The organism is Rhizobium terricola, from assembly GCF_012927355.1.
Classification (GTDB): Bacteria; Pseudomonadota; Alphaproteobacteria; order Rhizobiales; family Rhizobiaceae; genus Allorhizobium; species Allorhizobium terricola.
Genome location: NZ_JABBGK010000001.1, coordinates 1450185 through 1474880, shown reverse-complemented (window position 1 = coordinate 1474880; position 24696 = coordinate 1450185). Strand labels below are relative to the sequence as shown.

At 62.8% G+C, this 24696-nt stretch carries 23 protein-coding genes and 2 tRNA genes; 13 read left to right on the top strand and 12 right to left on the bottom strand.

The window, feature by feature from the left end; all coding sequences use genetic code 11:
- Window positions 1–16: 16 nt before the first annotated feature.
- The 3 genes from HHL25_RS07015 (at window position 17) to HHL25_RS07005 (ending at window position 4961) form a co-directional block, all read left to right on the top strand.
- The gene (locus HHL25_RS07015) at window positions 17–337 is read left to right on the top strand and encodes an HlyU family transcriptional regulator (protein WP_169588546.1); all 321 of its coding nucleotides are present in this window, start codon (window positions 17–19) and stop codon (window positions 335–337) included.
- 132 nt (window positions 338–469) lie between these two features.
- Window positions 470–3688: an ammonium transporter gene (gene amt / locus HHL25_RS07010; RefSeq protein ID WP_315853035.1), complete on the top strand. Its 3219-nt coding sequence runs from the start codon at window positions 470–472 to the stop codon at window positions 3686–3688.
- 4 nt (window positions 3689–3692) lie between these two features.
- The gene (locus HHL25_RS07005; RefSeq protein ID WP_205927730.1) at window positions 3693–4961 is read left to right on the top strand and encodes a GGDEF domain-containing protein; all 1269 of its coding nucleotides are present in this window, start codon (window positions 3693–3695) and stop codon (window positions 4959–4961) included.
- On the opposite strand, the gene HHL25_RS07000 is transcribed toward HHL25_RS07005, so the two are convergent.
- Window positions 4958–5575 carry an FMN-dependent NADH-azoreductase gene (locus tag HHL25_RS07000; RefSeq protein ID WP_169588541.1) on the bottom strand — a complete coding sequence of 206 codons (618 nt, stop codon included), beginning with the start codon at window positions 5573–5575 and terminating at the stop codon, window positions 4958–4960. The genes HHL25_RS07005 and HHL25_RS07000 overlap by 4 nt on opposite strands.
- A gap of 138 nt (window positions 5576–5713) precedes the next feature.
- Here HHL25_RS07000 and HHL25_RS06995 point away from each other — a divergent pair, with 138 nt between their 5' ends.
- Window positions 5714–6679 carry a LysR family transcriptional regulator gene (locus HHL25_RS06995; RefSeq protein WP_169588539.1) on the top strand — a complete coding sequence of 322 codons (966 nt, stop codon included), beginning with the start codon at window positions 5714–5716 and terminating at the stop codon, window positions 6677–6679.
- Between the two features lie 31 nt (window positions 6680–6710).
- Here HHL25_RS06995 and HHL25_RS06990 read toward each other — a convergent pair whose 3' ends face one another.
- The 4 genes from HHL25_RS06990 to HHL25_RS06975 all read right to left on the bottom strand — a co-directional run bounded on the left by HHL25_RS06990 (window position 6711) and on the right by HHL25_RS06975 (window position 10513).
- Window positions 6711–8708, bottom strand: a complete 1998-nt coding sequence (locus tag HHL25_RS06990) for a bifunctional 2',3'-cyclic-nucleotide 2'-phosphodiesterase/3'-nucleotidase (RefSeq protein WP_169588537.1) — start codon at window positions 8706–8708, stop codon at window positions 6711–6713.
- 156 nt (window positions 8709–8864) lie between these two features.
- The gene (locus HHL25_RS06985) at window positions 8865–9197 is read right to left on the bottom strand and encodes a PilZ domain-containing protein (RefSeq protein ID WP_169588535.1); all 333 of its coding nucleotides are present in this window, start codon (window positions 9195–9197) and stop codon (window positions 8865–8867) included.
- Between the two features lie 387 nt (window positions 9198–9584).
- Window positions 9585–9920, bottom strand: a complete 336-nt coding sequence (locus HHL25_RS06980; protein WP_169588533.1) for a PilZ domain-containing protein — start codon at window positions 9918–9920, stop codon at window positions 9585–9587.
- A 131-nt stretch (window positions 9921–10051) separates the two neighbouring features.
- Window positions 10052–10513 (bottom strand): Lrp/AsnC family transcriptional regulator, encoded by a 462-nt coding sequence (locus tag HHL25_RS06975; protein ID WP_169588531.1) that lies wholly within the window; start codon window positions 10511–10513, stop codon window positions 10052–10054.
- A gap of 154 nt (window positions 10514–10667) precedes the next feature.
- Here HHL25_RS06975 and ald point away from each other — a divergent pair, with 154 nt between their 5' ends.
- Entirely contained in the window at window positions 10668–11786 is a 1119-nt protein-coding gene (gene ald / locus HHL25_RS06970; protein WP_169588529.1) for an alanine dehydrogenase, read from the top strand.
- A gap of 117 nt (window positions 11787–11903) precedes the next feature.
- Here the strand turns inward: ald and HHL25_RS06965 are convergent, their stop codons facing one another.
- Window positions 11904–12374 (bottom strand): DUF1203 domain-containing protein, encoded by a 471-nt coding sequence (locus tag HHL25_RS06965; RefSeq protein WP_169588527.1) that lies wholly within the window; start codon window positions 12372–12374, stop codon window positions 11904–11906.
- A gap of 188 nt (window positions 12375–12562) precedes the next feature.
- Here HHL25_RS06965 and HHL25_RS06960 point away from each other — a divergent pair, with 188 nt between their 5' ends.
- Window positions 12563–13384, top strand: coding sequence for a DUF4344 domain-containing metallopeptidase (locus HHL25_RS06960; protein WP_169588525.1), 822 nt, complete (start codon window positions 12563–12565; stop codon window positions 13382–13384).
- Between the two features lie 26 nt (window positions 13385–13410).
- Here the strand turns inward: HHL25_RS06960 and sseA are convergent, their stop codons facing one another.
- From sseA to HHL25_RS06945, 3 genes are read right to left on the bottom strand one after another with little or no spacing between them, the layout of a single operon-like run.
- On the bottom strand, window positions 13411–14844 hold the full coding sequence (gene sseA / locus HHL25_RS06955) for a 3-mercaptopyruvate sulfurtransferase (protein ID WP_169588523.1): 1434 nt from the start codon (window positions 14842–14844) through the stop codon (window positions 13411–13413).
- Window positions 14845–14866: 22 nt separating this feature from the next.
- Window positions 14867–15604: an alanyl-tRNA editing protein gene (locus HHL25_RS06950; protein WP_169588521.1), complete on the bottom strand. Its 738-nt coding sequence runs from the start codon at window positions 15602–15604 to the stop codon at window positions 14867–14869.
- A 3-nt stretch (window positions 15605–15607) separates the two neighbouring features.
- Complete coding sequence (locus HHL25_RS06945) at window positions 15608–16648, bottom strand: cysteine synthase A (protein WP_169588519.1); 1041 nt, start codon at window positions 16646–16648, stop codon at window positions 15608–15610.
- A gap of 289 nt (window positions 16649–16937) precedes the next feature.
- Here HHL25_RS06945 and HHL25_RS06940 point away from each other — a divergent pair, with 289 nt between their 5' ends.
- Entirely contained in the window at window positions 16938–17699 is a 762-nt protein-coding gene (locus HHL25_RS06940) for a hypothetical protein (protein WP_169588517.1), read from the top strand.
- 71 nt (window positions 17700–17770) lie between these two features.
- Here the strand turns inward: HHL25_RS06940 and HHL25_RS06935 are convergent, their stop codons facing one another.
- The 3 genes from HHL25_RS06935 to HHL25_RS06925 form a co-directional block, all read right to left on the bottom strand.
- Window positions 17771–19219, bottom strand: coding sequence for a cryptochrome/photolyase family protein (locus tag HHL25_RS06935; protein WP_169588515.1), 1449 nt, complete (start codon window positions 19217–19219; stop codon window positions 17771–17773).
- A gap of 318 nt (window positions 19220–19537) precedes the next feature.
- A complete protein-coding gene (locus HHL25_RS06930; RefSeq protein WP_169588513.1) occupies window positions 19538–19762 on the bottom strand; it encodes a hypothetical protein in 225 nt (74 codons plus the stop codon).
- A gap of 148 nt (window positions 19763–19910) precedes the next feature.
- Window positions 19911–19985 (bottom strand) — tRNA-Asn (locus tag HHL25_RS06925).
- A gap of 160 nt (window positions 19986–20145) precedes the next feature.
- Here HHL25_RS06925 and HHL25_RS06920 point away from each other — a divergent pair.
- From HHL25_RS06920 to HHL25_RS06895, 6 genes are all read left to right on the top strand, one after another.
- A complete protein-coding gene (locus HHL25_RS06920) occupies window positions 20146–20433 on the top strand; it encodes a hypothetical protein (protein ID WP_169588512.1) in 288 nt (95 codons plus the stop codon).
- Window positions 20434–20580: 147 nt separating this feature from the next.
- A tRNA-Cys gene (locus tag HHL25_RS06915) sits at window positions 20581–20654 on the top strand.
- A gap of 155 nt (window positions 20655–20809) precedes the next feature.
- Window positions 20810–21136 (top strand): hypothetical protein, encoded by a 327-nt coding sequence (locus HHL25_RS06910; RefSeq protein ID WP_169588510.1) that lies wholly within the window; start codon window positions 20810–20812, stop codon window positions 21134–21136.
- 145 nt (window positions 21137–21281) lie between these two features.
- Window positions 21282–21953: a protein-L-isoaspartate O-methyltransferase family protein gene (locus tag HHL25_RS06905; protein WP_246701700.1), complete on the top strand. Its 672-nt coding sequence runs from the start codon at window positions 21282–21284 to the stop codon at window positions 21951–21953.
- Window positions 21954–22209: 256 nt separating this feature from the next.
- Entirely contained in the window at window positions 22210–23604 is a 1395-nt protein-coding gene (locus tag HHL25_RS06900) for a TolC family outer membrane protein (protein ID WP_315853034.1), read from the top strand.
- Between the two features lie 149 nt (window positions 23605–23753).
- Complete coding sequence (locus tag HHL25_RS06895; RefSeq protein ID WP_169588508.1) at window positions 23754–24614, top strand: PopZ family protein; 861 nt, start codon at window positions 23754–23756, stop codon at window positions 24612–24614.
- Window positions 24615–24696: the final 82 nt, after the last annotated feature.

Genomic DNA, 24696 nt, shown 5'->3' with positions numbered 1-24696 from the left:
GTGCTAGCCAGACGCCATGTCGATCTTGTCCAGCATCCTGTCCGTTTTCACCGGTGGTTCCAAGTCCAGCGCTCCGGCTGCTCCCGCAGCCGAACCGCAGGCGCATCAGGATTGCCTGATCCATGCGGAGCCGATCCGCGAGGGTAGCCAATACCGGCTGGCCGGCCGGATCGAGAAGCAGGTCGATGGCGAGACCCTCCAGCGGGTCTTCATCCGCGCCGATGTCTTCACCTCGCTCGATGACGCGCTGGAATGCACCTTCCGCAAGGGCCGCCAGATCATCGATCAGAATGGCGCAGCGCTGTTCGCCGACCGGGAGAAGTCGCGCGCGGTCTGACCGGGGCCGGCCGAATGGGCTGGAAACCCTTGCGGGCCGGGCTTTCTATGCTGAAAATCCCGTTAAGACGAACACGCATTGTTAAGTGATTTTCGCTCTTATGAAATCCTGGTACTTTAGCGGGATTTCTTTGTGCGTTCTCCTATTCATTTCCCTCAACGGCTGGGTTTTCGGCTGCCGCGAACGGTAGTCGCATCTTTTGCCGCAGCAGGGCTTTCCGGCGGTGCCCTCGCGGCACAGCCGGACACGGCGACGCTTTCGGCGCATATCGATCTCGTCTGGGTCATGGGCGCCGCCGCGCTGGTGATGATGATGCAGGTCGGTTTCCTGCTGCTCGAAGCCGGCATGGTGCGCTCCAAGAACTCCATCAACGTCGCTCAGAAAAACCTTCTCGATTTCGTCTTCGGCGTGGTGGCCTTTGCGGCGGTCGGTTTCATGGTCGCCTTCGGAAGCTCGACCTGGCTGCCCTTCGGTCTCGATTCCGACTTTCTGTTCCTGCGCAACATGGACACATGGCAGGCTGGATTCTTCGTCTTTCAGGTTATGTTTTGCGGCACGGCGGCAACCATCGTGTCCGGCGCAGTGGCCGAGCGGATGAAACTCGTCGCATATGTGCTCGGCTCGGTCGTCCTGTCCGCGCTCATCTATCCGATCTTCGTTCACTGGACCTGGGGCGCAGCCCTGGGGCCGAACAGCGGCGCCTTTCTCGGCAATCTCGGTTTCGTCGATTTCGCCGGGTCGACCGTGGTGCATTCGACCGGAGGCTGGATCTCACTTGCCGCCTGTATGGTGATCGGTCCGCGCATCGGCCGCTACGGTGCGGATGGCCGTCCCGTTCGCATCGCCGGCCACAGCCCGGTTCTGTCGACCACCGGCGCCTTGCTGCTCTTCTTCGGCTGGATCGGCTTCAACGGCGGTTCCACGCTTCAGGCGTCCGAAGCCGTCGCGCCGATCATCCTGAACACCGTTCTCGCCGGCGGGGTCGGCACCTGCGTTGGCTACGTGCTCGGCCACATCCAGGACGGCATCGTCCTGCCGGAAAAGTCGCTGAGCGGCATGCTGGGCGGGCTCGTGGCTGTCACGGCCGGCTGCCACGTGCTGGAACCGGCCGGTGCCATGCTCATCGGGGCGATCGGTGGCCTGGTCGCGATTGCCGGCAACGACTTCATCGAGCGGCGGCTGAAGATCGATGACGCCGTCGGCGCGATCGGCGTGCATGCCTTCGCCGGTGTCGCCGGAACCCTGCTGCTCGCGCTTCTGGCCCCGGTTGAGCGCCTGCCGGCGGGCTCGCGTTTCGATCAGCTCTATATCCAGATCTTCGGCGCCGGCCTGAACTTCTATTGGTCCTTCGGCCTCGGTTACCTGTTCTTCGCCGTGCTCGACCGCTTCATGCCGATCCGCGTGACGAGCGAGGTTGAGGAGATCGGTCTCAACGTTTCGGAGCACGGAAGCCGCCTCGGGATCGGCCATGTCGAAGAAGCGCTTGCCGGCCTGGTCGACGGTACCACGAAGCTCGGACACCGGCTGCCGGTGGAGGCGGGCGGCGATGCGGAGAAACTGACGACGCTGTTCAACCGGCTGATGGACAACATCGAGACGGAGGAGCGCGCACGCGAGGAGTTGCGCGCCCTGAAACGCGACACCGAAGAGGCGGAGCGCGTCACCGCGCTTGCCAACGCCACCTTCGAGGCGATCGTCATCCATGAAGAGGGCCGTATCGTCGATGGCAACAAGCAGCTCTCCGAGCTTGCCGGGCTGCCGCTCGAGGAGCTCATCGGGCGTTCCATTTTCGAGTTCCTGCCGCCGCCGGACATGGATATCCTGACCGAGGCGGTCGCTGCCGGTGCCGAGCTCAACCGGGAGATCAACCTGAAGCGGGCCGACGGCGAACTCGTGCCCATCGAGGCGCGGGGACGGGAGATCGTCTATCGCGGCAAGCGTATGCGTATCGGTTGCCTGGTCGACCTGCGGGAACGTAAGCTCGCCGAGAGCCATATCCGCTACCTCGCCCTCCACGACCCGCTGACCGGTCTGCCGAACCGCGCTCTCTTCAACGAGAAGCTTGCGGAAAGCGTCGCCATGGCGCGCCAGGGCGCCGGTTGCGCTGTGGTCATGGTCGACATCGACCATTTCAAGGACATCAACGACCTGCATGGCCATCCGGCGGGCGATGCGGTCATTCGCGAGACCGCCCATCGCCTGCAGCAGGCAATGTCCCGCCACGACGTCGCGGCCCGGCTCGGCGGCGACGAGTTCGCAGTGATCCTCGCCAATGTCTATTTCCACGCGCAGGTCGAGGACTTTTGCCGCAGGCTTGCGCAGGCATTTCGCAGTCCCTTCGAAATCGAGGGCTGCGAGCGGCTGAAATGCGGCGTCAGCATCGGTGCCGCCATCGCGCCCGAGCATGCGGAAAGTTCCGAAGAGCTTGTCGGGCGGGCGGACATCGCCCTTTACCATGCCAAGAATTCCGGCCGGAATACCTACAAGATCTTCAAGAGCGGCATGAACGAGCTGATCGAGAAGCGCCGGGCGCTGGAGATCGACATGGACGCGGCATTGGCCCGCGGCGAGTTCGAACTCTTCCTTCAGCCTCGCGTCTCGGCGGTGACGGCGAAGATCCACTCCTACGAGGCGCTGCTGCGCTGGAACCATCCGCAGCGCGGACTGGTAAGCCCCGTCGATTTCGTTGCCGTCGCCGAGGTTTCCGGCAAGATCATCGCGCTCGGCGAATGGGTGATCGAGGAGGCCTGCCGGATCCTCGCCGGGACGGAGGTCGAGCGGCTTTCGATCAATGTGAGCCCGCTCCAGTTCCGCCACAGCGACTTCCAGCACAGGCTCGGCGAGATCGTCAGGGCGTCCGGTGTCGATCCGCGCCGCATCGAACTGGAGATCACCGAAAGCGTGCTGATCGACGATGACCGGCGGGCGCTTCAAATCCTCAAGGAGCTGAAGGCCGTGGGCTTCACGATCGCGCTCGACGACTTCGGCACCGGCTATTCCTCGCTGAGCTATCTCAGCCGCTATCCGTTCGACGCGATCAAGATCGACCGCAGCTTCGTCAGCAATCTCGGCCTCGACGAGAGCGCGGCAGTGATTGTCAACACCATCATAGATCTCGGTGAACGGCTGGGCATCAAGGTCGTGGCCGAAGGTGTCGAGACGATCGAACAGGCCCTGTTCCTGGCGCGGGCCGGTTGCGATGAACTTCAGGGCTATCTGCTCGGCAAGCCGGTTGCGCTTGACGAGCGGGTCCGCACGATTCCGGCCTCCGTGGCCGTGGTCCTCACGGGTTCGTCCGGACGAACCCTCATCGAGGCTCCGCCTCTTGCGATGGAAAGCATGGCGGGCTGAGACGATGATGGAAAGCTGGAACCTGATCCTGTTTGTCTGCGAGGCGATCCTATACTTCGCCCTGATGACGACGCTCCTGCATCTGCGCCACCGCATCGGTCTCGGCGTGTTCCTGACCGCGCTCGGTGTGATGCACTTCGTCGAGACCTATCTGGCCGCCGTCTTCTACGTATCGCTGCCCTTCGGCGTGGTTTCGCCCGGCTCGTCTGTCTTCTTCGCCGGCAAGCTGATGATGATCCTGATGCTCTACATCCAGGAAGATGCCTCGACGGTCCGTCAGCCGATTTACGGCCTCTTTCTCGGCAATCTGGTAACGCTGGCGATCGCCCAGCTCCTGGTGCTTCACCAGACCGTCGAGCCGGCGCCCGGGCAGGCGGCCGACATGGGATTCCTGAGCGACATGGGACTGCTGATGCTGTGGGGCACGACGCTGCTCTACATCGATGCGCTCGGCATCATCCTGCTCTATGAGCGGCTGGGTCGGTTCATGCCGCGTTGGACGATCCTGCGCTTCACCGTGAGTGGCGTTCTGGTCCTGAGCTTCGATCAATTGGGCTTCTATGCTCTCCTCAACCACCTCTATGATGCGCCACTTTCAGTCTTCCTCGGCGGTTGGAAGGCGAAGATGGCTGCCGCGGCGCTCTATTCATGTCTCTTCGCAGCCTATCAGACGGCATTTCGCGGCAATGGTGCCTTGCATTCTCGCAGGCCGATCAAGGATGTCTTCAGTGACCTGACATTTCGCGAACGCTACGAGGATCTGTTGGCCCGGACGGGGCGTGACGTGCTGACCGGCGTCTACGATCGCAGCCGCATGGAGATCGAGGTCCCGCGTCTGGTACGCGAAGCCCTCCGATTCGGCAGCCCGATAAGCCTTGCCATCGTCGACGTCGATCACTTCAAGTCGATCAACGACCGCTTCGGCCATCTGAGCGGCGACGAGCTCTTGAGGGAAATTGCCAATGCGCTTCAGGGAGGGATCGGAGATGCCGATCACCTGTTCCGATATGGCGGTGAGGAGTTCGTCGTTCTGTTTGCGGATGCGGGTTATGACGAGGCCATGGAGCGGGGCCGCAGGCTTTGCGCCTTGCTGGCCAGCGGGATCCGCAATCCTGCGGGCGAGGCCGTGACGATCAGCCTCGGCGTGGCTGCCGCCCCGGAGGATGGCGGCAGCTTCAACGCCCTCCTGGCCGAGGCCGACGAGCGGCTCTACAGGGCCAAGAATGCCGGCCGCAACCGGGTGGTCGGGCGGCCGGACGTCTCGAACACTTAGGCTGCGCGCGCCAGCTCGCGGGCCTTTTCTTCAGCTGCGGAAACTGCCTTCTCGGCGGCTTCCGGACCATAGGCGACGCCCTCGATGCGGATCGTCTCGACGTCGGTGATGCCGAGGAAACCGAGAACCGACCGCAGATACGGCTCGGCGAAGTCGAGCGTGGCGGCGGGGCCGGACGAATAGATGCCGCCAGAAGCGATCACCAGATAGGCCTTCTTGCCGGTGGCGAGGCCGACCGGGCCGTTTTCGCCATAGCGGAAGGTGCGGCCGGCGCGGGCCACGTGGTCGATCCACGACTTGACGATCGACGAAACGCCGAAGTTGATGAAACCGGTCGAGATGACGATCGTGTCGGCGGCGAGCAGTTCGTCGACGGCTGCGTCGGAGACGGCGATGGCTTCAGCCTGTGCCGCGCTGCGGTCTTCGGGGGCAAGGCGGATCGCCGAGGAAAAGTCGCTGCCGATATGGGGCAGGGGGGCGCGGGCGAGGTCGCGTTCGACCACGGCGGAACCGGCGGTCTTCGAGGCGAGATCGTCAGCGAGCTGGCGGGCGATCTTGTTGGAAAGCGAATCGTCGCCGCGCGTGCTGCCGGTGACGAGAAGAATGGAGGACATGGGACACCTCTTGGTCTGAATGGCTATCCGCGTAGGCCGGGGGTGGGCTGTTGCGGTGCGTCATAGATAGAGGCGCTTTGCCATCGAAAAAACTGTGATAAACTGGATCAGTTTCATCGATAAAGTGGATGCCTTAGCGTGCTGCCCAATCCCACCCTCGACCAGTTGCAGGTCTTTGTCGCCATCGCCGAGACCGGCAGTTTCTCGGCCGCCGCCCGCCAGCTCAACCGCGCCCAGTCGGTGATCAGCTACACCATCGGCAACCTCGAGGCGCAGCTGCAGTTGACGCTCCTGGACCGCATCGGCTCGCGCCAGCCGGTGCTGACCGACGCCGGACGCGTCATTCTGGAGGATGCGCGGCGGATGATCGCCCATCTCGACAGCCTCCGCGCCCGCAGCAAGGCACTAACGGAGGGCCTGGAGGCCCAGCTGTCGATTGCCGTCAGCGTCATGGTGCCGGACAAGGCGGTGATGAACATGCTGGGCGAGTTCCAGCAACGTTTTCCGACCGTGCCTCTGCAGTTGACGGTCGGATCGCCTTTCCAGGTGGCGCGTATGGTCGATGAAGGCACGGCCGATGTCGGTCTTGGTGGGGCCACGAAAGAGGGACGAAACGGCATCTCCGATCGCAAGATCGGTCACTCCTTCATCGTTCCTGTGGCCGCTCCCGATCATCGGTTGACGCGGCTCGACCGCACCCTGTCGGTTTCCGATGTGATCGATGAGATCCAGATTGTTGTAACGGACACCACCAGTCCTATGGAAAGCAAAGGCTTCAACATCATTTCGCGCCGGATCTGGCGCGTCGGCGACATGAACACCAAACGTCAGCTGATTCTCGCGGGGCTTGGCTGGGGCGGCGTGCCGCTCGCCATGATCCACGAAGACCTGCGCGCCGGGCATCTTGTCCGGCTCGACGTCGAACCATACGAGCACTTCGAGTATCCGCTGGCCGCGCAGTGGCGTGCGGCGAGCCCGCCGGGTCCCGCCGGTCGTTGGCTGCTCGACCGGATGGGGCAAATGCTCTCCAATTGCCCCGATACGATGTCGGACGCGATGGCCAAGATCAATGAAGCACCGCCAATCTTCCGGCGCCAGGCTTGAGGCCACGCTTTGAGGCGCAGCTGGATGGCGGTCAACCGAGGATGAGGCGGAATTTCGCAAAACCCTCCGCGCCATCGCCGGCATCCTCGATCCTGGCTCCCTTCACGGCTGCCGCATAGTCACGCCCCTTGGGGCCGGTCTCGAAGGTTGCGGTCGTTCCCGCCATCGGCACGAAGGACCAGTTGGCATCGGCTGACGGATTGATCGTGCCCTGCTCGACGATGTAGCGCACGATCACGTCGCGATTGGTGTCCGGGCCGACGAAGACGACCTTGTCCGCGCCGATTTCCGGGAATTTTCCCCCGCCGCCGGCCCGATAGTTGTTGGTGACGACAAGGAACTTGCCGCCGGGCTCGATCGGCTTGCCGCCGAACTGCAGGTTGACGATGCGGCTTGTTTCCGGGTGCACCGCCTTGCCGTCCTTGTCATATTTCGCCGGCTTCGACAGGTCGATCTGATAGGTCACCCCGTCGATCACATCGTAATTGTAGGAGGGAAAGTCCGGATTGATCAGGGAAGCGTCCTGCGCCCCCGCCACGATCTGGTTGAAGATGCCGGCCGACATCTCCAGCCAGTTCTTGACCTGCTCGCCGGTAATCACAACCGCCTGCACGGTGTTCGGGTATAGATAGAGATCCGCGACGTTCTTGATGGCGATGTCGCCGGCCGGGACGTCGGTATAGTATTCGGCCCCGCCGCGTCCGCCTGCCTTGAAGGGAGCCGCCGCAGAAAGGATTGGCAAATCCTTGTGAGGGCCGTCCTTCAGCATGTCCCTGATGTACCAGGTCTGGGCGTTGGAGACGATCTGAACGGAGGGGTCGTCCGCCACGAGGGCGAAATAGGAATAGAGCGGCGCCGAGGTCTTGCCGACCGGCGTGCGCACATAGTCGAGCGTCGCCTTGTGTTCGGGCTCGACCGAAGCCACCACCTCCGCCTTGTCGCCGACATTGGCGACGATCTTGCGCGCGTCGTCGCGATGATAGATCGGCCGCGCCTCGCAGGTGAAGTCGAGGATCTTCCAGCCGCTGCCGTCCTTTTCGAGCAGCAGGTCGATGAGACCCATATGCGAACCCCAGAAACCGGCCATCACGGCGGGCTTGCCGAGCAGCGTGCCCTTGACCGGATCGGCGCCCGGAACGTCGACGAAATCCTTCGGGCCGGGGAAGACGAGGTGCTGGTGTCCTGTGAAGACCGCATCAATGCCCTCGACGCCCGCGAGATAGAGCGACGCGTTTTCCATGCGTTCGGTGAGGCCATGACCGTCGATGCCGGAATGGGAAAGCGCGATCACGATGTCCGCGCCTTCCTCCTTCATCACCGGAACCCAGGCGCGTGCGGCTTCGACGATGTCGCGCGTGTGGGCCTTGCCGTAGAGGTTCTTCTGATCCCAAACCATGATCTGCGGCGGCACGAAACCGATGAAGCCGACCTTGATCGCGCTCTCGGCGCCCCCGCCGTCCTTGATCGTCTTTTCGATGATGGCATAGGGCTTGAAATGCAGGGCGTCCTGCTTCGGATCCGCGGCGAGTTCCCCCTTCGTGAGGTTCGCGCAGACGATCGGAAAATTGGCTCCGCCGAGCGTGTTGAACAGGAAATCGAGTCCGTAGTTGAACTCGTGATTGCCGACCGTGCCGCAGTCGTAGCCGAGCACATTCATCGCCTTGATGACCGGATGGAGGTCGCCCGCCTTCATGCCCTTCTTGTAGGCCATGTAGTCGCCCATCGGATTGCCCTGCAGGAGGTCACCGTTGTCGACCAGCATGGAATTGCCGGCTTCCGCGCGGATCTGGTCTATGATCGACGCCGTTCGGGCGAGCCCCATCGTATCGTTCGGCTTGTCCGCATAATAGTCGTAGGGCATCACGTTGACATGGATGTCCGTGGTCTCCATCAGCCGGAGATGCGCCTGGTTCGCATTCCCGTTGGCCCGCACCGCAAACGGATGAAGGGTGATGAGGGCGGTCGTGGCGGCAAAGCCGCCGAGAAAGGCGCGGCGGGACATCGGATGAAAATCGATCAGGGACGACATGAAGCGGGCTCCTTGGTCAGCACGTGTTCGACGCGGGCAAGACTAGGTGGGTTTCCTTTTCTGTGCATCCTTAAAATGACGGGGGTATGTCCCGCCGCAGAATCGTTCGGCATGAATTACCGTCGGTTCGGTTCCGTGCGTGGCAAGCGATGCCGATCAGGCAGCACCGAGCGTCTGCATCTTGTGGAAGTTCTTGAAATAGGCGCCGATCTGCGCGGCGGTATTGCTGGTCTCGTCGATCTGGATGCCCATCTTGCCGGCCCGGTACCAGCGCACGATACCTTCGATGCGGCCGAACTCGGTGGTCTTGATCTCGACGCTGCTGCCGTGTCGTGCCTCGACCCAGCCGTGGAGTTCGAGCGCCATCCCCCGATGCGAGATGTCGATCACCCGGATATCCACCACCTGATGAAGAAAACGAAGAGTGCCCCTGAGCCTGCACCGGATGCGGGGCGTCTTGCGACCGTCGCTGCCTTTATTTGCGCTCATTAAATTTCTCGTTCTTAATATAGTAAATGGAAATTTAATTATCGTAAGCGCAAAGAAATTGATCAAAGCTTCGAAAAATACATAAAGGTTTATTGATTACCTATATGTTGGTGTATATTCGCGACATCAAAGAGTTGTATTTTGAATATTCGTAGATTCACCGCAAATATCAGAATGTATTGTTTTCTGATTTTCTAATCGTCTGACGGGGCCGGGCGCTGTTACTGGCGTTCCAAAGCTCCGAGCGCGAAACGCGCCTGAAGGTATGGAGAGGCGACCTTTTCGGCGCGGCCCCGGGAGGGCTTGAGCATAAGCCTGCAAATGCGAAAACGGCGCGTGCCGTTTCTGGCGCGCGCCGTTGAGGGCGGTCGGGATAAGGGGGCGCGGTCAGCGCGTGAGAACGGGCCGGACTTCCTGGTGGAAGTTGCGGAAATAGGCCGACATTTGCGCCAGCGTGTTGGAATTCTGGCGGATCTGGACGCCGAGATAGCCGCCATAGGCCCACTGTACGGTGCCCTCGATCATACCGAGGTCTTCGGTCTGAATGACCACATGGCTGCCGCGCGCGGCGTGAAGCTTGCCATAGATCTCGAGGCCGACGCCTGTGCGGGAAATGTTGTAGATCCGGCTTTCGACCTCCTGATTGAGGTGCTTCACCTTACTCTTCATGCGCACGCGGCTACGTGTCGATTTGCGACCTTCGATCTGAAGTCTGGATTGCATCGCTACCCCCATCCTGTTCTTTTGCGGCGAGCATGACTGAAAAGCCTTGCATCCGGTTCAATCGGAAAGGTCAAATTGCAGCGATCTTTGAATTTTGGCACAGCCTGCCGCGACGACGCAGTCTGGCCAGATCATAGTCCGACATTGGAACGTTCGATCACCTCGCGCAGGGCAAAGCTGGAATTGATCTTCACCACATGCGGCAGCGCCGAAAGCCAGTCGCGATGGATGCGCTCGTAGTCCTCCAGATCCTTTGCCGCCACCCGGAGAATATAGTCGTACTCGCCGGACATCAGGTAGCAGACAAGGACATTCGGGCACTTCTTCACGGCCGTCTCGAACTCGGAAAGCGTCTTGGCGAACTGACCGGAAAGCGAGATGTGCACGATCGCGATCATCTTGTAGTCGAGCGCCTTGTGCGAGAGACGCGCGTGATAGCCGCTGATCACGCCGGAACGCTCGAGCAGATCGTGCCGTCTGGAGCAGGCCGATGGGCTCAGGCCCACTTTCTGGGCGAGCTCCGCATTGGTGATGCGACCGTTTTGCTGGAGGGCACGAAGGATGGCAAGATCGATGGTATCCAGCTCCGACATTCGAAGATCCTGCGAAAAAGTGACGAGATACGCAATATTCTCCGAATTTTGCTGTTCTGCAATCCGAATTCGCAAGGACATTCGGCGACGAGCGGTGTTTCAATTCCTGCCGCAACGCAATGATCGGCGAAAAGCCGGCACGAGAGGAACACGAATGCGCGTAGGCTGCCCCAAGGAAATCAAGAATCATGAATATCGCGTCGGCCTGACCCCCGGCGCAGTGCGCGAATATGTGGCCCATGGCCACGATGTCCTGGTCGAGACCGGCGCCGGCGCCGGCATCGGCGCGGATGACCATGCCTATATCGCCGCCGGCGCAAAGATCGCCGCCTCGGCCAAGGACGTGTTCGAGAAATCGGACATGATCGTCAAGGTCAAGGAGCCGCAACCCTCCGAATGGGTTCAGCTCAAGGATGGGCAGATCCTCTACACCTATCTCCATCTCGCGCCCGATCCTGCCCAGACCAAGGGCCTCGTCGAGAGCGGCGTGACGGCGGTCGCCTACGAGACCGTGACCGATGATCGCGGCGGACTGCCGCTGCTGGCGCCGATGTCGGAAGTGGCCGGTCGCCTTGCGATCCAGGCCGGTGCGACGGCGCTCCAGAAGGCCCATGGCGGTCGCGGCATCCTGCTCGGCGGCGTTCCGGGCGTGCTGCCGGCCAAAGTCGCGGTCATCGGCGGCGGCGTCGTCGGTCTCCATGCCGCCCGCATGGCCGCCGGTCTCGGCGCCGATGTGACGATCATCGACCGCTCGCTGCCCCGCCTGCGCCAGCTTGACGACCTGTTTGCCGGACGTGTCCACACCGTCTACTCGACGATCGACGCGCTCGAGCAGGAAGTCTTTGCCGCCGATCTCGTCATCGGCGCTGTATTGATCCCGGGTGCTGCGGCCCCGAAGCTCGTCACCCGCGAAATGCTCTCGGGCATGAAGAAGGGTGCGGTGATCGTCGACGTCGCGATTGACCAGGGTGGCTGCTTCGAAACCTCGCATGCGACGACGCATTCCGAGCCGACCTACGAGGTCGACGGCATCGTGCACTACTGCGTCGCCAACATGCCGGGTGCCGTTCCCGTCACTTCGACCCATGCGCTGAACAATGCCACGCTGGTTCACGGCCTGGCACTCGCCGACCGCGGCCTGCGCGCGATCGCCGAGGACCGGCACCTGCGCAATGGCTTGAATGTCCATCGCGGCCGCATCACCAACCAGCCGGTGGCCGAGGCGCTCGGCTATGAAATGCACGCACCCGAAAAGGTCCTCAGCGTCGCCTGAGCGACGCCGGGGTTGTTTCGACCCGCATCACGTTACGTCAGGTCCGCAAATGTAATGCGTTGACGCGGTCGAAGGGCCGGCCCTTCCCATCGGGCCGGCTCTTTTCATTTCCCGCATTCAGTTGCGGTCGATCCGGCACTGGAAACAGTTGTTGCGGGCCGAGCGCACATGCACATAGGCGATTTCCGGTCGCGCCAGCAGCGTGCGCGCTCGGTCCTCGACGTTTTCCCTGAGTGTGACCGCGCCGGTGCCGTAGACGATGCGGTCGTCTGCGCCATAGCCGCGCAGGATGAAGTCCGGGCTGTCGCCGAGCACCGGCGGTCTGATTTCCGTTGCCGCGTAGCGCTGGCAGGGGTCCGCGTGGATGAAGATCGGCCCGGTCTCCGCATAAGGCTGGAGGGCGGGGAACGGCCTGTAGGCGAGTGTGAGATAGGGCGCTCCATCCTCGATGAAGTCGAGGCAATACCGGCACGGATATCCGCCACCCTGCGCGAGGCGGCGTTCCGGCGTCAGGCCGTATGCATCCGCGCCGCCGCGTCTCAGGTGTTCCGCATCAGCTGTGGGCATGGCAGTAAAAGCGATGGTCATGTGGGGGGCTCCTTTTCGTGACGCGAGCATCGGACGATGGCGACCCGCCCACCACCCGTTTCCTGCCGCAGGGCGGAAAAGTCGGCCCAATATTGGTCTTTTCCCGCAAAACGGTGATCGGCTAGCGTTCCGGCGCTTTTCCACGCTTCAAGAGGGGATCAACGGTGCGGGGACATTTCACACGTTTTATGGCAGGCCTTGCCGTCTCGGTGGCTCTTGGCGTCGGTATGTCGGCGGCGAGGGCAGAGGACACCCAGCCGACGCCGGAGCAGATCGAGGAGGCACGCACCTTTACCGTCAACAACGCGATCTTCATCCTCTTCCATGAAGCCGGGCACATGCTGATCTCGGAATTCGGCCTTCCCGTGCTCGGCCGCGAAGAGGATGCGGTCGACGCGCTCTCTGCGATCCTGATGCTGGAATCCGACAGCGACGAGTTCGACAAGGCGATCCAGGATTCCGCCGATGGCTGGTTCCTGCTCGACGAGAGCAAGGAAGAAATCGCTGACAGCGACTTCCTCGACACCCATGCGCTCGACCGCCAACGGGCCTATCAGATCGTCTGCATGATGACGGGTGCCGATCCTGAATATTTCAAGAAATTTGCGGACTCGCTCGATTTTCCTGACTCAAGACGTGAGGAATGCGCTTACGAATACGACCGCACCAAGCAGAGCTGGTTCGGCCTCCTGCAGCCTCACCTGAGGGAAAGCGGCAAGTCCAAGATCACGGTCAGCTATCAGCCGGCCGGCGACGAAGCGCTCCAGCCCTTCGCCGACATTCTCAAGGAGGCTCAGGTGCTCGAGGTGGTGGCCGACAGCTTCTCCGAGATCTACAAGCTCGACGACGGCATTCGCTTCACCGGCAAGGCCTGCGGCGAGCCGAACGCCTACGGGCATCCGGAAGAGCGCGAGATCACTTTCTGCTACGAGATGGCCCTTCAGCACGTCGTGCTGATCGACGGCTTCTTCGAGCGCGAGCGCCGGGAAAAGAAGAACAAGAAGAAATAGGGTTCGGCCTGGTCGCCGCGCCGCCGTCAGAAGGCGGCGGCGTCCCGACGGATCATCTGGAGGAGCTCTGCTTCGCTGAACGGCTCGACCATGGCCTCGAAGGTTTCGACCGGGGAGAAGCCGAACTGCTGGTAGAGCTGCAGCGCGCGCGGATGGTCGAGCGTGTTGGTGGTGACCGTCACCTTGCGCGGATTGAGCTGCCAGGCGGTGTAGAGCGCCTGCAGCAGGAACCACTTGCCGATCCCGAGCCCGAGGGCATGCTCGAACAGGCCGAAATAGGAGAGTTCGACGACGTCGTCGCTTTCCTGGTTGAGTTCGAAGAAACCGGCCGGCGCGCCGTGCACGTAGAGGACGGAAATCGTCACCTTCGGGCTGTGGATCGCGGCCTTGAGCGCGCCGTCGGTCATCCTCAGCCGCTTGTACCAGTGCCAGCGGGCGCCGACCTGGCGGTGAAGGAAGCGGTAGAAGGGGAGCGGGATCTCGTGCGTGCGCATGATCGCCGTCTGGATGTTGACCGGAACCGGAAGGCTCGCCTTCGGCGGCGCGGTCATCTCCAGCCGGGTGACATGCGCCGAGATCGGTCCGTGCGAGGTCGCGGGCAGGGGCTCTGCCGCGCCGGTCTCGACGGGCGTATCGGCCTTGCTGCCCCATTCGGACCAAGAGCCGTCATAGAGCGAATTGTCGGCATGGCCGAGTGATTCCAGCGCAAGCGTGACCACGGCGGCGGTGACGCCCGAACCGCAGCTGGTCACGACGGGCCGCGCCAGGTCGATGCCGGCCTCGGCAAAGATCGTGCGCAAGGCCGGCAGATCCTTGAGGTGGCCGTTTTCGGAGAGCGAGACCGCGGGCACGCTGCGGGCGCCGGGCATGTGGCCGGAGCGCATGCCGGCGCGCGGCTCCGGCTCCTCGCCGGTAAAGCGACCGGCCGGTCGCGCATCGGCGATCTGGCGCCCGCCCTTGGCGGCGATTTCGTTCATTTCGGCAAAGCTCGTGATACGGCTGCGGTCGAAGGCGACCTTGAAGACGGTCGGCTCCGGCTCCGGCAGGTCCGTTTCCAGCGGGCGGCCTTCCTTCTTCCAGCCGTCGAGGCCGCCATCCATCACGTAGACGCGCTCGGCGCCCATCACGCGCAGCATCCACCAGACGCGTGGTGCGGAAAACATGCCGGGACCGTCATAGACGACGATCGTGTCGGTGTCGGCGATGCCGAGCTTGCCGAGTTCGGCGGCGAAGAACTCCGGCGAGGGCAGCGAATGCGGCAGGCCGGTCGCCTGGTCTGCGATCGCGTCCTGGTCGAAGAAGACGGCGCCCGGGACATGGCCCGCGGCATATTCGTCCGCGCCGTTGCGGTTGTGTGCCGGAAGGTACCACGAGGCGTCTATGATCCTGAATTCGGGCGCGCCGAGCTGCTTTTCCACCCAGTCGGCGGAGACGACGAAACGGCTTTTCTCGGCAGGCATGCTCTTCTCCCAAATGCTCTCGTCAGGCGGAAGCGTCCGGTGTGCCGAAGCGAATGCGGAACCGGCGGTTTTCCTTGCCCTTTTTCTCGATCTTGGCGATGTGAATCGCACCGACCTCCTGGGTCTCTGAAACATGTGTGCCGCCGCAGGGCTGGCTGTCAACGCTCGAATTCTCCCCGATGCACACGAGGCTCACGCGCCCCATGCCGATCGGCGGCCGGACGTTCTTCGACTTGACAATGCCCGGATTGGCGACGAGTTCCTCGTCGGTGATCCATTGCAGGAAGACGGGATGGTTCTCGCCGACGAGCCGCATCAGGTCGGCCGTCACCTGTTCCTTGTCGATGGTCTCGCCCATGTCGAAGTCGACCCGGCTTTCATCCTCGCCGACGGCGGCGCCGGTAATCGGGAAAGGGCAGACGACCGAGAGGAGGTGGCAGGCGGTGTGCATGCGCATCAGCTTGTAACGGCGCGGCCAGTCGACATGCAGGACGAGCTTCTCGCCGATCTCGGGGCGCGGCTCGCCCTCGGCGGGCTGATGCAGGATGATATCCTTGGTTTCGCCATGGCGCGTCAGTGCGATCTGGATGGTCGAGCCGTCGGCGCGCTCGAACTTGCCGATATCCCCGGGCTGTCCGCCGGAGGTTGCGTAGAAGACGGTCTGGTCGAGCTCGACCGAACCGTCTTCCTGGATGTTGGTGACCACGGCCTCCGCGGTGGAGAGATAGAAGTCGTCGCGGTAGAGGGCAGTGGTCGGCATGGCTCACTCGGTTGGTTGGAACGGCACCGCGTAGTCTGCCTCTTTCTCGATCCATCCCGGCACCGGCAGCTGCTTGGAGTGCAGGAAATCGGGATTGAAGAGCTTCGACTGGTAGCGGTTGCCGTAGTCGCAAAGAACGGTGACGATGGTATGGCCCGGTCCGAGGTCGCGCGCAAGCCGGATCGCACCGGCAATGTTGATGCCCGACGAGCCGCCGAGGCAGAGACCTTCGTTTTCGACGAGATCGTAAATGAGCGGCAACGCTTCCGAATCCGGGATCTGGTAGGCGTAGTCCGGGGAAAAACCTTCGAGATTGGCGGTGATGCGGCCCTGGCCGATACCCTCGGTGATCGACGAGCCGGAGGATTTCAACTCGCCGTTCTTGTAGTATTCGTAAAGGGCGGCCCCTTCCGGATCGGCAAGGCCGATCTTGACCTCCGGCTTCAGGCGGCGAAGACCCATGCCGACGCCGGCAAGCGTGCCGCCCGAGCCGACCGCGCAGATGAAGCCGTCGACCTCGCCGCCCGTCTGATCGTAGATCTCGCGGGCGGTCGTCGCGATATGGGCGTCGCGGTTGACCGTGTTGTCGAACTGGTTGGCCCAGATCGCGCCGTTGGGCTCGCTCTTGGCGAGTTCGGCGGCGAGCCGGCCCGAAAGCTTCACGTAGTTGTTCGGGTTCTTGTAGGGAACGGCCGGCACTTCGACCAGCTCGGCACCGAGCAGCTTCAGTGCGTCCTTCTTCTCCTGGCTCTGCGTTTCCGGGATGACGATCACGGTGCGGTAGCCGAGTGCCTTGGCGACCAGCGTCAGCCCGATGCCGGTATTGCCGGCCGTGCCCTCGACGATCACTCCGCCGGGACGAAGCAACCCGCGCCGCTCGGCGTCACGGATGATGAACAGCGCCGCGCGATCCTTCACCGACTGGCCGGGGTTCAGGAATTCGGCCTTGCCGAGAATGGTGCAGCCGGTCGCCTGCGAGGCGCCCTTCAGCCGGATGAGCGGCGTGTTGCCGATCGCTTCGAGAACGGAGGGGTGAAACGTCATGATGTCAGCCTTTTCGTCTTCTGCGGACAGTAGAAACAAAAGCGCGAGGGAAGAAAACCGTTCACAGCGGAGATTTTGTCCTTCTGGACAAGATTATGCGGGTGACGCGGTTGGCGCGGGATTGAACCGCTTTTTTCCGCTCGGGGGCAGATAAAGGCAAGGAATGGCTTTTCGCTCGGGGGCAGGGGCGGGGAAAATGCGTTCGGGGGCTACCCGAATTCCACGCAAGCACTTTCAATCTAAGCGGTTGCCTTCACCGGATCTTCATGTCTTACCGGGAAGTCTGCCGATGATGCGGCTCAAGGTTGTGCGGGGAGGGGTGATGCTGAGGGTTCTTGCGGCTTTGGCTTTGTGTCTGACGCTCGCCGGCTGTGACATGTTCGGATTCCGTGAATGGGAGTGGCGACAGAAACTGACTGTGTCCGTGATGACGCCGGAGGGGATGAAGACCGGTAGCGCGGTGACCTCGGCGCGAATTGAGTTTCCGCCGAGATGGACGGGCGTGGGCGATGCGGCCGGCATGCAGCGGGGCGGCGTGTCTGGCGAGGCGGTTGTGGTCGATCTCGGTCAGGGTCGTTATCTCTTCGCGCTGCTGCAGGGCTATACCGAATGGACGGCATACGCCGCCTTTTTCCCGGAACTGGAGGGAAAGGCATTGCTGAAGGAGGAGATGTTTCCGTATCTCGACCTGATGGTGGGGAGCATCGGCCAGACCCGCGACGTGCCGCGCAAGCACTATCCGCTGCTCGTCACCTTTGACAATATCAACGACCCGGCCGGCGTCCACCGCGTCGATGCCGGCAATCTGTCGGCCAGTTTCGGCTCCGGCTATCGGTTGAATGCCATCACCCTGTCGATCACCGACGAGCCGGTCACTGAGGGTCGCTTGGAGAAGGTCCTTGCGTGGTGGCTCCAGCATAGAGCTGGACCGTACAAGGAAATGGTCTCGCTGAAGCTTAAAGACTCGAGCCCGCGGGGTTGGACTACTCTATCGGCTCTCGATTTCTGGTCACTTGATAATCTAGGTTCACTTGAAGGCGGCAAGAAATGAAAAAGCCTGCCGAGGTCTCTACAGTGATATTTCCAGTGGATGCGGAGACTTGAACACCTCTTCATCCCACCTCACTCCGCCTTCAACCCCTGAAGCGCCGCAAGGGCGGCATCGCGTGCCTTGCCGTGATCGACGATCGGCAGCGGATAGGTCTGGCCGAGGCTGACGCCTGCTTCCTTCAACACCAGCAGGGGCGCCTCGAAGGGCTTGTGGATGAACTTGTTCGGCATGTCCTTCAACTCCGGCACGTAGCGCCGGACATAATCGCCATCCGGGTCGAATTTTTCACCCTGCGTGATGGGGTTGAAGATGCGGAAGAAGGGCGCGGCGTCGGCGCCGGAGCCGGCGACCCATTGCCAGCTTGCGGCATTCGACGCCGGGTCGGCATCGACCAGCGTATCGCGGAACCAGCGCTCGCCCTCTCGCCAGTCGATCAGCAGGTCCTTGATCAGGAAGGAGGCGACGATCATGCGCACCCGGTTGTGCATGAAGCCGGTCTGCCAGAGTTCCCGCATGCCGGCATCGACGATCGGAAAACCCGTCTGCCCGCGTTGCCAGCGTTTCAAATCATCCGGAGCATGGCGCCAGGGAAAGGCGTCGAACTTCGAATTCCAGTTCTTCCTCGCGAGGTCGGGGAAGTGGAAGAGCAGGTGATAGGAGAAATCGCGCCAGGCGAGCTCCTTGCGAAAGTGGATGACGTCGTCCGCGGCGACCGCGTCCGTCAGTCCGCGGGTCTGATGCCAGACGCGGGCAGGGGAGATCTCGCCGAGCGCCAGATGCGGCGACAGGCCGGACGTGTGCGGCAGGGCCGGACAGTCGCGCTTCGACTTGTAGCTGTCGAGGCCCCGGTCGATGAAGCGCTCGAGCCTTTCGGCAGCCCCCGCCTCGCCGGGCGTCCAGACGGACGAAAAGGCAGCCGCCCAGTCGGGTCTGGTCGGGGTGAGCATCCAGCTGTCAATCCGCTCCGAAGCGGGCCAGTCGGTGGGCGGCACCAGTCGCTGAGGCGCAGGGACAGGTTCCACCGGCTCGCCCGAGGCCTCCAGTGCCCGCCAGAAGGGCGTGTAGACGCGGTAGGGACCGCCCGCGCCGGTCTTCAGCCGTGAAGGCTCGTGCAACAGCTGGCCGGCAAAGCTGCGCACGGTAAGCCCGCTCCGCGTCAGCTCCTCCTTGAGCGGGGTGTCGATGGCGATGCCGGGCGGATCGTAGCGGCGGTTCCAGAACACATGGCTCGCCCCGGTCTCCGCCACCAGGTCGCCGAGGACCGCATCCGCCGGGCCGCGGCGGAGCACCAGGCGGCTGCCGATCTTGGCGAGCGAAGCCGAAAGTGCCTCGAGCGAATGGTGCAGCCACCAGGCCTGAGCCGCGCCGAGCGGGCCGTTGCCGGCGTCTTCCGGTTCGAGGATATAGACGGGCACGACCGGCCGAAGGCTTTCCGCAGCACAGGCAAGTGCCAGATTGTCGTCGAGCCGCAGGTCCTTGCGGAACCACAGGATGATCGGGAAATTGTCGCGGGAATTCATCGGGATGCGGCTCGTATCGTATGCGTCTGCACAGTATACGACCGATTCGTTCGCGAGGATCACAGCCAATCTGCGTTTTTTCGAAAAATCGGCAGGACCGGGGCGTCGGAGGGGGGGGGAGAAGGACGGCAGCGTGATCGCGCTGCAGCGTGAGGAGACGTCAATCAACTCGCCCGAGCCCGTACTATAAATTACGGCGCTCGCGTCCCTCGTGCCTAGTGACACGATTTGCCGCCCGCGCCTAGCGCCCGCGGCCAAAATTCAAAAAATGCGGATCGCCACGATCGGCAGGACCACCAGAACGGGGCGCGATCGCGGTCAGGACGCCGCAGCGATCTTGGCCCGACGCGGTTCGCCCCCGTTCAGCATCTGCATGATCTCGGTTGCGCTCTCGCGCACGTAGAGCCGGTGCAGTTTTTCCGCGACCGGGGCATTCGTCAGGAGGCAGGTGTATTTTTCGCGCTCGTACCAGCGAAAGTCCACGACATTGTTCATGTTCACGAAGAAGGGGAAACCGTCCCCGTCATGAAGCTCGAGCCACATATATATCATTCTCCTGACAGTCACTAAGTATGCGGAACTGATAACAGGCAAAAATGAAGAGGGGGTTTCGCGCGGGGCGAGAAGTGTCGCAGCATGGCACGGAAAAAGAAAAAGGCCCGCGCTTGGTCAGCGCAGGCCTCGAATTAGATGGCTCCCCGGGCCGGATTCGAACCGGCGACCTGTCGATTAACAGTCGAATGCTCTACCGCTGAGCTACCAGGGAACAGCCGCTTGGCGCGGTGTGAGCGGGGTAATACAAATGCTGGTTCGATTTGCCAAGCGGTTTTTCAAAAAAAATGTGACGAGGTTGTTTTATTTTGCCCGCATCCCATCTCTGGGGAGCCGGGAAAGCCGATGTTTGCCCGGCAAGACAAGGGTTTCGCATGGCTGTTGAAAAACGAAAATATCGCATCGATACGGACCGGGGCAGGATTGTGCTGGACCGTTTCGAGCTTCCTTTCCCGCGAAACAGGGTCGGACGCATCATAACCGGCACCGCGCTGATCGGGGGCGGCATTCTCGGATTCCTGCCCGTGCTCGGCTTCTGGATGGTGCCGCTCGGTCTCTTCGTTCTGTCCCATGATCTTCCCGCCGTGCGCCGCCGCCGCCGCCGCATGGCGATCTGGTGGCGCAAGCGCTATCCGGCCGTGAACCGCGCGGGAAAACGCTGACACGCGGCACCTCCTGGGTCTGGCCGAGGTCGCGATGGTCGCTCGCGGTGATGGCCGCACAAAATTTCCTGGGTGACGGAAGAAGCCCCTTGCGCTCACTTCAGATCCGTTCTAAACGCCCCGCACCGCTCGCACTTATATCGGAATGGCCTCGTGGCGGAGTGGTTACGCAGAGGACTGCAAATCCTTGCATCCCGGTTCGATTCCGGGCGAGGCCTCCATTCCCTTCTTTTCTGAGCTGATACCTAACGCTTTTCCGGCCAAAACTGGACAGATCGCGCTTTTGCGCCGGGTCGGCACAGATTTGGCCGATCCGGGCCATTGCCCGCGCCTGACGCTCGGCTAAAGCGGCTCCTGTGTTAACAAGGAGCCCACCATGCGCCACCTCGCCACTTTCGCCCTGATCGCTTCGGCCGCATTCATGCCCGTCTCTGCCTCTGCCGAGAGCCGCACCTTGACGCTGCAGAACAGCACCTCGCACATGATCGTCAAGTTCTTCGCCACGCCCGAAGGTGGTGGCAAGCGGGTTGAACTGCTCAACAAGAAGGGTCTCTGGGCCGGCAAGTCGCGCAAGCTGACCATCAATGACAGCTCGGACGCCTGCGTCTTCACGACTCGCGCGGTCTTCGAGGACGACAGCTTCTACGATGTCAGCAACAAGATCGATCTCTGCGAGAGCGACGAATACGAGATCGAGGAATAAGCATGCCGCGCCGGCGGGACGGCAGGTCGTGTGAGAGCGTCTTCGCGATAATCTGTTCCCGCCGCATCGACCCGTCTTGAAAGCCGAACGCCCTGCAATTAAGACACTGCAGACACAAACCCGGCCGGAAGTGGGACGAACTGACATGATGGACTTCGCAGCAGCACGCACCAAGATGGTGGACAACCAGATCCGCACGACCGACGTGACGTCGCATTCGGTGTTGAACGCGTTCCTCTCGGTGCCGCGCGAAGCCTTCGTTCCGGAGAACCTGCGCCCGCTCGCCTATATTGACGAGGACATGCAGGTCGCGGCCGCGACCGATGGCAAGCCCGCCCGCTATGTCATGGAGCCGTCGCCGCTCGCCAAGCTGCTGCAGCTCGCAGCGGTCGGCAAGGATGACGTCGTGCTCGAGATCGGCTGCGGTGCCGGCTACGCCGCGGCCCTCCTGTCGCAGCTGGCAGGTTCGGTCGTTGCGGTTGAAAGCGACGAGACGCTCGCCAACAAGGCGACCGCCACACTGACCGAACTTGGCTGCGACAACGTCGCCGTCGTCGTCGGCGAACTCGAAAAGGGCTATGCCACCGAGGCGCCCTATGATCTGATCTTCGTCAACGGCGCCGTCGAGGAACTGCCCGCAAGCCTGCTGGGCCAGCTGCGCGAAGGTGGCCGCCTGGTCGCCGTGGTCGGCTACGGCAATGCGGCCCGCGCCCGCCTCTATATCCGCGCCGGTGCGTCCTTCTCCTTCACGGAATACTTCAACGCTGCGGTGAAGCCGCTGCCGGGCTTCCGCAAGGCTGCTGAATTCGTTTTCTGAGAACGACAGACGCGTTTCGGGCCGGGTACGGTCAGTACCCGGCGTCAATTTAATCATTTTCGAATGAAATTGTTGCCGAAGAGCAACGTTCGAACCGATTCTCCTGGTCCGGCGGCGTTCCCGCCGTCGCAAATGTTGCAGGGATGCGGGGATTGGAAGAAAATTTTAACGTGTCGTCTTGCGTTCTTTCCCGCGGGCGATCGTCGGGCGAGGACTGCGGGAGGCAGGCCTGCCGCTACCAGAAGTGGAGTGACCTGTGTCGATCATCCGGAAAACCGCTCTCGCCGCCGCTCTTGCTCCCTTGATGATATTGGCGGCCGGACATGCCTCTGCGGAAACGCTGACGGGGGCCATGGCCAAGGCCTATGAGAACAATCCGGATCTCAATGCTGTCCGCGCGGCACTGCGCGCCACCGACGAGAACGTTACCATCGCCAAGGCCGGCATGCGGCCGCAGGTCGAAGCGACCGCGACGGCGAGCGCGATCAGCGTCACCGACATCACCAGGCCGGCCGGGTCCGATTTCAGCTACAACACGCAGAGCGTCGGTGTCTCGATCACCCAGCAGATCTTTGACGGCTTTCAGACGCTGAACAATGTGCGAGCCGCAGAGGCCGGCGTTTTCGCCAACCGCGAGGGACTGCGAGCCAACGAGATCGCCATTCTGCTCGGTGCGGCCCAGGCCTATGCCGACGTCGCGCGCGACCAGCAGATCGTGGTGATCCGCAAGCAGAACCTGGCCTTCCTTCAGGAACAGCTCAACGCCGCCAATGCGCGCCTCCAGGTGGGCGAGGGCACCCGCACCGACGTCAGCCAGGCCGAGGCGCAGCTCGCCGGATCGCAGGCTCTGCTCGCCGCAGCGATCGCGCAGCTGAAGCAGAGCGAGGCGACCTATGTCCAGATCGTCGGCGAAGCGCCGAAGGGCATCAAGCAGCCGTCGCCGGCGACCAAGTCGCTGCCGCCCAGCGTTGATGCCGCTGTCCAGATCGCCATCCGCGAACATCCGTCGGTGCTCGCCCAGCTGCATGTCGTCGATGCTGCCGGCTACGAGGTCAAGTCTGCGGAAGGCAGGCTGCTGCCGGGAATCGTGATCCAGGGCAATGTCGGCCGTAACTGGACGACCGAGCCCAGCAGCCTGCCGGGTGTGACCAGCCCCGACAATAGCGTGGCCAGCATTACCGCGCAGCTGAAGGTTCCGATCTATCAGGGCGGCGCCGAATACGGCAGCGTGCGCAAGGCCAAGGAGACCCTCGGCGAGCAGCGCATCCTGGTCGACTCGGCCCGCGCCAGCGTTCAGCAGCAGGTGACCTCCGCCTATGCGCAGATGGAAGCCGCGACCGCGGCCATCGCCGCGGCCCGCAAGCAGCTCTCGGCCGCCAACCTCGCCCTGCAGGGTGTCATCGAGGAGCGCAATGTCGGCCAGAAGACCACGCTCGACGTGCTGAACGCCCAGCAGAGCGTTCTGGAGGCCAAGGAAAGCCTCGTCAGCTATCAGCGCAACTCGGTCGTCGCGAGCTATGGGGTGCTCGCTGCATCCGGTCGCCTGACGGTCAAGAGCCAGGGGCTCCAGGTCGCAGAGTATCGGTCCGAAGAGCACTATGAGGCGGTCAAGGACGCCTGGTTTGGGCTGCGCACGGTCGACGGCCGCTGAGCCGGCGGCCGCTCGAACAAAGCTGTGCATCAGTCGGATTTAGTGCGCCCGGCGTGATTTTTTTCAACGAACGAGTATCCTAAGGTGATTCGAAATCGGCCCGGCCTTTTGCCGTCTGCCGCAGATTTCGGGGACCAACGGGGATGAATATGGCCCAGCCTAGCGTAGCGCGTGAACCGTCCATGGAAGAGATCCTGGCATCGATCCGGCGGATCATCGAAAGCAATGATCCGGGCGGCAGCCAGTCGGTATCCTCTTCGCTTCCGCCGGTTTACGGCGGCGACGAGGAAGAGGCGGACGGCGACATCCGCCTGACGATCGACGACGAGGACGCCTATGCCGCCGCGGAAATGGTCGCCGCCAACGATGCCGGGCCGTCCTTCGCGGCCGCTCCTGCCCAGCCTTCTTCCGCAGAAGCGGAGAAGGTGAAGAGCATTTCGCTTGCCGACCTCGCCGCCCGGGTCCGTTCGGCCTCCGAGCGGGTCGAGCGTGCTTCGACGGTCGAGCCCCCGGCTGCACCTGTGGCCGCGGCACCGGCCCCGGTCGCCGCTACGCCCGTTGCCCCGCGGGCCGAGAGCCCCGTGATGACGACGCGCATGATCGAGCTGCGCGCGGCAACCCCGCGCCCGGCGGAACCTCGACTTGAAATTCCGATGCCGAACCAGCCGCTGGCGGTCACCGAACAGGCCGATCTCGAAGCCGCGGCACTGGCGGATGTTGCTGTCGCCGAGCCCGAGGCTCCGGCCGTTACCGCCGTCGAGCCGGTTCTTCAGCCGGCAGGCCAGGACCTCAAGGCGATCGTATCGGCTGCGACCGTCGAGCAGGTGTCGCGCTCCTTCGGCGAGCTTGCCGCCGCCCTTGATGGCCAGCAGCACCGTTCGATCGATGAGATGGCCGAGGAAATGTTGCGCCCGATGCTCCAGGAATGGCTCGACGACAACCTTCCGACGCTCGTCGAGCGGCTCGTGCGCGAGGAGATCGAACGCGTGGCGCGGGGCCCCCGCCGCTGATTTTCTGCCGAGCGCAGGGTCAAGGCCGCTCCGGCACCCGGGGCGGCTTTTTTATTGACTCGTGATCGGCCATCCTATTTAC